Raw genomic sequence first — 10,109 nt, 5'->3', positions numbered from 1 at the left:
CCTTAACTAATATTATATCATATGTATTCAATAAATAGGCGAAAAGAAAATAAAAAGATCATATTATTACATCAAGACTAATAATATGATCTAATTTAGTTAATTATTTCTTACTATATGAGTAATTTGCATAATAGGCGCCAGCAGAATCGAAATGATATATGGCACACCCACTATCAATAAAATCCAGCTCCAAATTTTTTGTGCTTTTCCAGACTACATTCTTGTTTGTAATACTTTAGTGGTACGACACAAATGCAGCAATAACGATGCTAAAACTAGGGTTAATACAATTATCAATAAATCCTTGATATACCAGAGCCTTGATAAATGCGATACTAGCGGCCATAACGCATATATTACCGTTAACACCACAAAGCTGACTAGCATCTTCCAGCTATTTCTTTTCCTTGCATTCTTATCATCTAAATCTACATAGCTGCTTAAAGCTAATTCATTTCCCTATTTCTAATTATTCAAATAATTAATTAAGCCTGGCAAAACTTTTTCTGCCTCTTGCCGTCCCACATAATAGACACGCTTAATTTCATTCTTGTCTTGCTCAAGCGTTCCAATATTTAATGCCTCTGGCGGTCTAATGACGAAAGTTTCTCCAGTATTTTCATCCGCTTCAATATTATCTAACACGGCGTTATAGTCTTCCGCTCTTGTAGCCAATTTATCAAGCACAGCTGGATACTCACGCAATAATACCCTTTCAACCGGAAAAAGCTTGCTTTGCTTCTTTCTGTACTCCTTAGGCTGCGTTGTAATCACGATCTTTTTATCAAAATTATTTTTCTTCAAAAAGCCATATGGAATCGAGTCTGAAACGCCGCCATCAAAGTAATAATGACCGCCAATAGCTACAGGATGGGCAAAAAATGGAATGGATGATGATGCTCTGATCCATTCTAAATCTACATACCCCGCATCCCTCAACTTATGGTAAACCGGCTCACCTGTTGCGGCATCCGTTGCCACGCACCAAAAGTCCATTGGATTAGCCATAAAAGTCTTTTTATCAAACACATCTAACTTATCTGGTAAAACGTGATAACAAAAGTTAGCGGCATATAAATTGCCTGATCTGCGCCATGACTTCCAACTAGCGTAATACGGCTTACCCGTAAAACGCAGATTATAACGCAATACTCGTCCGATCTGCTCTGACTTCATATTAACGCCAAACGCTGCACCCGCCGAAACGCCAATTGCACTATCAAAACTTATATTATTTTCCATTAAGACGTCGAGCACACCCGCGGTGAAAAGTCCACGCATGGCTCCGCCTTCTAGTACTAAACCTGATTTCATATCTACCCCTACAAAAAAGACCTATGTTTTTCGACATAGGTCTAATTTATTCTTATTTAGAAATTACTTCAAGCCCTTCCATTTCCATTCGGTAACTTCTGGCATATCCTTACCATTATCACGAATGTATTGGTGGTGCTTTTCAAGTAAATCATCCATGTGACTAATGAAGTCAGCGTTCTTACCCTTTAACTTAGCAACGCTTTCAACAGCGTCCTTTGCAAGGTCGAATCTGTCAAGGTGATTCAAGACACGCATGTCAAATGGAGTGGTAATGTCACCATTTTCTTCGTAGCAGTGGATGTGAACGTTGTAACGCTTACGGTCGAACCAGATTGATTGCATCATGCTCTTGTAGCCATGCCATGCAAAGATTACTGGAACATCCTTTGGGAATAAGCGGTCAAATTCTTCATCAGAAATAGCATTCTTGTTGTCCTTTGGTGACATTAACTTCATCACGTCGACAACGTTGATGTAACGGATCTTAAGATCTGGGAACTTGTCGTGCAAAATGTCAATGGCTGCCAAAGTTTCGATAGTTGGTTCAGTTTCAGTTGAAGCAAAGACAACATCTGGCTTTGCACCCTTATCAGTTGAAGCCCAGTCAATGTAGCCTAAGCCCTTGTCAACCAACTTTTGAGCTTCTTCAATTGAGAACCATTGCGGACGAGGTTGCTTTGAAGTTACCAAAACGTTGATGCATTCACGATCCTTAAAGGCCCTGTCACCAACAGCAAGCAAAGTGTTAGTATCTGATGGCAAGTATTCATGAATCAAATCTGGACGATTCTTTTCGTATAAGTGAGTCAAAATACCTGGATCTTGGTGAGTGTAACCGTTGTGGTCTTGTTGGAACACAGTTGAGGTAGCAACAAAGTTAAGTGATGGGTAATCATGACGCCAGTATTGTTCCTTAGCTTTTCTAAGCCACTTCATGTGTTGTGTAAGCATTGAGTCTACTACACGACCAAATGCTTCGTAAGTTGCGAAAAAGCCATGACGACCAGTTAATACGTAGCCTTCAAGGAAGCCTTCATCTTGGTGTTCTGATAATTGTGAATCGATCACACGACCACTTGGAGCCATGTTTTCATCATTTGGTTCGTGGATTTCTGGTTCCCATTGACGCTTTTGGTTATCCAAAAGTTGGAACAAACGGTTTGACTTAGATTCATCAGGACCAAAGCCGCGGAAAGTGGTTGGGTTAAGCTTAGCAACTTCATCTAAGTATTTAGCCCATTCAACCATGTCTTGAGCTTCCATTGAACCTGGCTTGTCAAACTTAAGAGCAAAGTCGCGGTAGTCTGGCAAGTTCAAGCGCTTAGGATCCTTACCACCATTAGTGATTGGGTTCATTGCCATACGGTGGTCGCCTTCAGCAGTGTTTTCAGTAACAATTTCCTTAGGTGAACCATCTTCGTTGAATAATTCTTCAGGCTTGTAGCTTTCAAGCCAATCAGTCAACATGTCGGCATGCTTCATATCACCTTGTGAGACAGGAATTGGAATTTGGTGTGCTCTAAATGAGTTTTCAATTGGGTTACCATCAAGATCCTTCTTTGGACCAGTCCAACCCTTTGGGCATTGGAAGATGATCAATGGCCAGTGTGGCAAACTTGCATCGTTATTTTCACGAGCATGCTTTTGAATGGCCTTGATTTCTTCGATTACTTCGTCCATGGCCTTAGCCATTTCTTCGTGGACTTGCATTGGATCCTTTTCACCATCGAAACGGCCACCCTTAAATACTGAAACAAAGTGTGGATCCCAACCCATACCACGGAAGTATTCGGTTAATTCTTCATCACTCATGCGTGAAACGATAGTTGGGTTAGAAATCTTGAAGCCATTGATTTGAAGGATCGGTAAAACAGCACCATCTTTAATTGGGTTGATGAACTTGTCACTGAACCAACTTGCTGCAAGCGGGCCAGTTTCAGCTTCACCGTCACCGATTTCAACAGCAGCAATTACATCTGGATTATCTAAAACTGCACCAACACCGTGAGATAAAGCGTATCCTAATTCCCCACCTTCATGGATTGAACCTGGAGTTTCAGGAGCAGCGTGAGAGGCAACACCGCCTGGGAAACTGAAACGCTTGAATAATTTAGCCATACCTTTTTCATCTTGGGTAATTTCTGGATAACGTTCAGTATATGAACCATCAAGGTATGAGTTTGAAACCATTACTTGGCCACCGTGACCTGAGCCTTCAATGTAGAACATATCCAAGTCATACTTCTTAAGTACACGGTTCAAGTGTGCATAAATAAAGTTTTGTGGAGCAATAGTACCCCAGTGACCAATAGGCTTTGGCTTTACGTCTTCAGCAACCAACTTATGCTTTAACAATGGATTCTTCATTAAGAAGAGTTGTCCAACAGATAAGTAATTTGCAGCACGCCAGTAAGCATCGACGCTCTTTAAGTATTCTTTTGAATCGTAATTCGTCATTTTTCCTCCTTTGAGCAAGTTTAAGCGCTCTGTTTTGTAATCCTTTTCTTTATACCTATATCATACCAATTACTGATGAAAAGTCAATCATTTTTACAATTGGATCCTACCAATTTAAATAAGTCTTTAGATTTAAATCAGAATAGCCTTATCCTTGAACTAATCAGTTTTTTATAATGAAATATAAGTGTTTATGTTTTGATATACTTAAAAGTACTGATAAATAAATGCAAAATGCTGATCAAACAAATACGGCTACTTGTAAAAATGCTAGACTAATTCATGGAGAGAGAAAAATGACTCAAGAAGAACGATTAATTCAAATCAAAAAGCTATTGAAAGAAAAACATCAGCTTTCAACTAGAATAATTGCCCAACATTTTAATGTATCTTTTGATACTGCACGTCGTGATGTAATTCATTTAACGACAACTGGACAGGCAATCCGAGTACACGGCGGGCTGATGGAGGTCAATCAAAATAGCGTACCTGATTTTTTAACTAGAAATGAAGTTCAATCACCAATTAAATTGAAAATGGCAAAAAAAGCTAAACGATTCGTTCATCCTGGTCAATGTGATTTTATTGGTTCTTCAACAATTCTAAAACAACTTTGTCCCATGCTTAACGGTATCGATATGCAAGTAGTTACTAATTCAATCGACAATGCTTTAAGCATGTTAACAACCGAAATCCCTTCTGTTAGATTGCTAGGCGGATTAATCAACAAGTCGCAGCGCTACATTTACTCAAAAGTCGCTCTTGAAACAATTTGTAAGATTCATTTCAATACAGCTTTCATTGGCGCTTCTCGTATTAGACCAGATGGTGTATATGCGCCAAAAATGGAAGACGCAGAAGTTGTACGTACGGCAATTGCACGCGCTAATCAAGTTGTTTTAGTAGCAGAAAAATATAAATTCACTAACGATTCATCTTCTCCATATATGTCTGCTCCATTGGACAAGGTGGATGTCTTAATAACAGATACTCCTTTAACCAATGAGCAGAGAAGTTGGTTTAATCCTAAAACACAAATCCTACCGGTTTTAAAGGAGTGATTATGATGTTCGGCATTTTTAAACATAACTCAGATACCAAAGAGGTCTATCAAGATTTAAAAAATTTCTATAATAGTTTTTTCAGCAATATTTATAATGAAATGAATATTGGACGCTATCGTCCTATTCGCGATGCTATTGGACTGGTTATTAACAAATTCGATAGTAATGACCATCCACTTGAATATACAAGTAAGTTAGTAATGTATATTCAAGCCAAGGTAGCATTGAATCATTTACATTTAACCCCTGATCAAGAAAAAATAATGAAAAACTTAATAGAAAAAACAAAATATTTAAATCTTTCTTACGTTTATTTAAGTCCAATTGATTCAGCAGAACAATTTGTTAAGATCTAAAGTGAACAGTGTATCTGCTCTAGATCAAAAAAATGAAATCCAAAAAGCCGGGTAAAACATTTACTCGGCTTTTTGCTTTATAATAGTAAATAAATAGAAAAGATATAGATTTTATAAAAAGAGGACAAATTACATGAGCAAATTACCTTTTAAAGTTATTGCCGTAGACATGGATGGTACATTCATGCGTGATAATCAAACTTTTGATCATAAAAGATTTGACCGAATTTTAGATCAAATTCATGAAAATAAAGCCCACTTTATTGTTTCAAGTGGTCGACCATATTCTCGTTTGAGAAAAGATTTCACTGGATTTTTAGATAGAATTGACATGATTGCCGACAATGGCTCACTTCTTATTCAAGATGACAACATTATCAGCACTCACCTATTAACTCACAAAACTACAATGGAATTACTAGAATTTATTCAAATTCATTATCCTGAGAGTTCCGTCATCGTCACTGGCATCAATAGCTCATATACAACGATGGATGCATCCCCTGCCTTTAAGCAAACAATGAACTTCTACTATCCTGATCGTGTGGAAGTACCCGACTTAATGACCGCCGTAAGTCCTCATGATCAAATTACTAAACTAACTTTGAGTTATCGATATGATTTTTCAGCAGAATTAGAAAAGGAATTCAATGCCCACCACGCAGAAAAAATCCACTGTACTTCAAGTGGATTCGGGCTAATGGATATCGTTCCTTATAGCGTCAACAAGGGTATCGCGTTAAAATACTTTTTACGTTACTTCGATGCTAAGCCTAGTGAATTAATTGCGTTTGGCGATGGCATGAATGACAAAGAAATGCTGGAACTTGCTAGCTATAGCTACGCTATGGAAAATGCTGAACCTGCACTTAAAAAGGTAGCTAAATATATTGCACCAAACAATAATGATGATGGTGTTTTACAAGTATTAGATAAATATCTAAATAATTAATCAAAAAACTAGACGAAAAATCGTCTAGTTTTTTATTTACCCAAATTAACAAAAGTATTGAAATTCATGTAATGATAATGAACTCGCATGTTTGACACTTCAAACGGCGTTCCATCATCTAAAAAGAAAATACCTTCCATAACACCAACTGGCTCATTTTCTTTTAAATGCATCTGCTTTTGATCTTCAGCATTCGAAGGCTCAACTGTAATATTCAAAAATGCCTTAGTTACAGTTTTGCTTTGTTCATCTTCCAAATAATTAAATAAAGAGCTCTGCAACGTTTCAGGCTTCAATTCCGGCATAATTTTAATAGGTAAATAACCTGTTTCAATCAAAAATGGCTGTTCATCGAGTAAACGCAGGCGCTTGAATTCATAAACAAAAGCATTTTCATTTAAAAATAAGTCTTCCGCAATTTCTTTGGTAGCTTTAATCACCTGAAAATCTAACAGTTTTATTTGCTGCTTTTTACCAGGCACCTTAAAACTATCAGTGATTCCCAAGTTCGAGCCGTCATAACGAAACATCGCCTGATTTTTCAAATACAGTGGATTAATAAACGTGCCACTACCTCGCTTTTTAAAAACGATCCCTTGTTGGGCCAATAATTCTAGGGCTCGTTTCATCGATGAACGACTAACGTCATAATGCTTAGCTAAACTACGCTCATCGGGAATCCGCATCCCATTATATTTATTATTTAAAATATTTTGTTTAATATCCTGCATTACTGTCCGATAAACATAATCTGCCATTATTCTCTTCCTTGATCAGAATTTTTAATACTATCAATAAACCACTTTGAAAATTGCTCTAGATCTACATCTGTTGCAATTTTTGCATTAGCATGTTCTTGATCCATAAAGTTAATTACACTTGCACCATATGTAAATTGACCGCGCAATTCAATCTCTACGTTAGCCTTTTTCAAGGTAAACATTTCTGGATGAAGCAAAATGCCCACAGCCGTTGGATCATAAATCTTAATACGAGGATCACCATCTGGCTCATGAATGTGTGAAAATAGTGAGTAAAGCATGTTGCCGACTTCACCACATTCCTTTACCTTGCTCATTTGATCTTGGGTTAAATGAGCCTTATTGCCGATTTCAAGCGGCGCCACCTTAATTGGTAAACCGCTGTGAAAAACAACTTGAGCAGCTTCAGGATCTCCCGCAATATTGTATTCAGCAAGTGGACTGTGATTGCCACGACCGATGTTACCGCCCATGATGACGATTTGATCAATATTTTTCTTTACTTCAGGATATTGTTTAAAAAGCAAAGCATAGTCAGTTAACGGTCCAATTCCAAGTAAAGTAACTTTTTCAGGACTATTCTTAATTTCTTCAGCCATCACAGTTGCAGCAAGGCCTGGCTTAACCAAACTGCGATCTGCTTCTTCAAAATCAAAGCCAGCGATACCAGTTTTACCATGTACTGATGCGGCACTAATCATTGGTGCAACTAGTGGTTGATTAGCCCCCACTACTACGGGAACCTTGGTGTGCAAAAACTTTTCTAAATTCAAAGTATTTTGCAAAGTATATTCAAGTTGAACATTTCCCCAGGTTGGCACGATCATTCTGACATCAAGTTCTTTAGCAAAAAGGCTGATCGTCATTGCTGCAATATCGTCAATTCCTGGATCTGTACTAATAATTAAAGGTTTCTTATTCATAAATTCTACCTCTTCTAAGCGTATTAAGTATATTTATAATAACAAAAAACCGACCAAATAAAAAAGTGGTTCGATCTAATCTAACTGAAAAAAGCCTAGCTTGGCTAGACTTTTTTCAGTTACTTTTTAGTTTGTTTCTTAGGTTTAATTCGCTTAATATAGCTTTCTTGATGCTTGCCTAAGATCAATGGTACTCGTTCTACCACTGTATCTGCATACTCTAAACCAAACCAAGAAGCTGGGTTAGAAGATAGATTTTGCAGCCAGACTCTAGCCTCGACCATAAACTTCTCATAACCAGTCAATTTAGTTAATGGACTAATTACATCATTAACAATGACGAAGGAGAAGTCACCTACATCTCTACCAGGAGTAGTAGTGAATCTTTGTAGTTGAGCCTCAATAGTACCATCTGCAATCAATTCATGAACAATTTGCCGTAAGTAGACGTTAACGCTAGTTTGCTTTCTAAAACCTAGATAAAGCTGAACGTTGATTACGTTCTTAGTACCGTACGTATTTACTGCATATTCTGCGGTATATGGTTCGTTTGTTACATTGACAGTAACAAACCAATAGGCTTTAGCACGTTTAGGTCTTTTATCCAAAATTGAATAAAGTATCTCACGCTTAATGAACTTATTATACTTAACCTTTGCCATATAAACAACATTAGTGGCATAAACAGGGTAATCTTCGCAGTGGCTTAAATCTGTCAGCATTTCTGTATACTCGTCTAAACGAACGTAAGCATTCTTAGCTTCACGCTTATCACGAATCTTATTTCCATAAAACCAAACATACATGATTGCCAAGATAAAGCCAGCAATTAAAACAGTTACGTAACCGCCGTGTAAGAATTTAGTCAAACTGGAGATTAAGAACATCCCTTCAATAAAAGCAAATGCAATCAAAAAGATCAAGCGTAAGTAAAGTGGTTTGCCTTTTTTACCCAAGTATTCAAACAATAATATTGTAGTCATCAACATAGTGACAGTAATTGCCAAACCATATGCTGCTTCCATGTGGTGTGAAGTTCTGAATAAGAACACAATTGCTACAGTTACCACACAGATCATTTTGTTAATTGATGGAATATAAATTTGTCCTTTTTCAGTTGAAGGATAAATAATATTCATTCTTGGTAAAAACTTTAAACTGCTGGCCTCAGCGACCAAAGTAAACGATCCAGTAATCAATGCCTGGGAAGCAATGATAGCTGCGATCGTAGCCAAGGCAATGGCAAAAAGACGCAAATTGCTAGGAACAACTTCAAAGAATGGATTGAAGTCACCATTACCAGCATTATAGCTAGCATTATGCAAAATCCAAGCGCCTTGGCCTAGGTAGTTTAATGAAAGACAAACAAATATATATGGCCAAGAGCCCATAATATTCGCTTTACCTACGTGTCCAACATCCGAATATAACGCTTCAGCACCAGTAGTAGCCAAGAAGACAGAACCCAAAATTAGGATCCCGACTTTATTAGCTGGACTAAACAAAATTCGAATAGCATAAATGGGATTAATCGCTTCCAAAAGACTCCAATCATGGCTCAAGTTAACAATGCCAACTACTCCTAAAAAGGTAAACCATACCAGCATAATTGGACCAAATGCTTTACCAATAACGCTGGTTCCCATCCTCTGAATTGAGAATAGAATTACCAAAATGATGATAGTAATCATAATTACAACTTCTTGAGAAGGAACCGGAATCACATCACCAAAGCGCATATTCTTTAACCCTTCAATCGAAGTGGTAACGGTCACTGCTGGTGTCAAAGTACCATCGGCAAGCAGAGCTGCACCACCAATCAGAGCCGGGATAACCAGCCACTTGGCTCTTTTTCTAACTAAAGCATAAAGAGAGAAGATTCCTCCTTCGCCATGATTAGTTGCCTTCAAAGCAATCATGACATATTTGACAGTAGTCAACAAAGTTACTGTCCAAAGAATTAACGAGATTGAACCAACGATCAATTCTCGATTAACGTTGGCAATCCCGCCATTTTCAGTCACAATTGATTTCATTACATATAACGGACTTGTTCCAATATCACCATACACAATACCTATGGCAATCAACAATCCCGCAAAACTCATCTTTTGCTTTTTAGTAATTTTATTCATGTCTAATAATCCTCTACAACACGTCAACTACCCTAGACTGAAGTCTAGGGCTTAGTGGCTCGTTAGCTTACGCTAACCAGAACACTAACTTGCTTAGATACGGACTTGACTTACCAGCAGTAATCTTTTGACTATTGCCGA

At 37.6% G+C, this 10,109-nt stretch carries 8 protein-coding genes; 3 read left to right on the top strand and 5 right to left on the bottom strand.

Annotated features, from left to right (window positions below):
* Nucleotides 1–468: 468 nt before the first annotated feature.
* Together B5E95_RS09605 and B5E95_RS09600 are read right to left on the bottom strand one after the other, a co-directional pair.
* Nucleotides 469–1,317 carry a patatin-like phospholipase family protein gene (locus B5E95_RS09605; RefSeq protein WP_025005448.1) on the bottom strand — a complete coding sequence of 283 codons (849 nt, stop codon included), beginning with the start codon at nt 1,315–1,317 and terminating at the stop codon, nt 469–471.
* 63 nt (nt 1,318–1,380) lie between these two features.
* A complete protein-coding gene (locus B5E95_RS09600) occupies nt 1,381–3,777 on the bottom strand; it encodes a phosphoketolase family protein (RefSeq protein ID WP_087236464.1) in 2,397 nt (798 codons plus the stop codon).
* Between the two features lie 296 nt (nt 3,778–4,073).
* On the opposite strand from B5E95_RS09600, the gene B5E95_RS09595 reads away from it, so the two are divergent.
* From B5E95_RS09595 to B5E95_RS09585, 3 genes are all read left to right on the top strand, one after another.
* Nucleotides 4,074–4,838 (top strand): DeoR/GlpR family DNA-binding transcription regulator, encoded by a 765-nt coding sequence (locus tag B5E95_RS09595; protein WP_087236462.1) that lies wholly within the window; start codon nt 4,074–4,076, stop codon nt 4,836–4,838.
* A gap of 5 nt (nt 4,839–4,843) precedes the next feature.
* Nucleotides 4,844–5,197 (top strand): bacteriocin immunity protein, encoded by a 354-nt coding sequence (locus B5E95_RS09590; RefSeq protein ID WP_087175953.1) that lies wholly within the window; start codon nt 4,844–4,846, stop codon nt 5,195–5,197.
* A 133-nt stretch (nt 5,198–5,330) separates the two neighbouring features.
* Entirely contained in the window at nt 5,331–6,149 is an 819-nt protein-coding gene (locus B5E95_RS09585) for a Cof-type HAD-IIB family hydrolase (protein ID WP_087236460.1), read from the top strand.
* A 32-nt stretch (nt 6,150–6,181) separates the two neighbouring features.
* On the opposite strand, the gene B5E95_RS09580 is transcribed toward B5E95_RS09585, so the two are convergent.
* The 3 genes from B5E95_RS09580 to B5E95_RS09570 form a co-directional block, all read right to left on the bottom strand.
* Nucleotides 6,182–6,907 (bottom strand): GntR family transcriptional regulator, encoded by a 726-nt coding sequence (locus B5E95_RS09580; RefSeq protein ID WP_025005443.1) that lies wholly within the window; start codon nt 6,905–6,907, stop codon nt 6,182–6,184.
* Complete coding sequence (locus B5E95_RS09575; protein ID WP_087236458.1) at nt 6,907–7,833, bottom strand: nucleoside hydrolase; 927 nt, start codon at nt 7,831–7,833, stop codon at nt 6,907–6,909. Before B5E95_RS09575 ends, B5E95_RS09580 begins: the two co-directional genes overlap by 1 nt.
* 119 nt (nt 7,834–7,952) lie before the next feature.
* Nucleotides 7,953–9,968: a KUP/HAK/KT family potassium transporter gene (locus tag B5E95_RS09570; protein ID WP_087236456.1), complete on the bottom strand. Its 2,016-nt coding sequence runs from the start codon at nt 9,966–9,968 to the stop codon at nt 7,953–7,955.
* Nucleotides 9,969–10,109 lie beyond the last annotated feature (141 nt).

Origin of the sequence: Lactobacillus gallinarum (genome assembly GCF_002160635.1) — a bacterium.
In the GTDB taxonomy this organism is placed as follows: domain Bacteria; phylum Bacillota; class Bacilli; order Lactobacillales; family Lactobacillaceae; genus Lactobacillus; species Lactobacillus gallinarum.
This window is presented reverse-complemented; position numbering and strand designations above follow the sequence as displayed.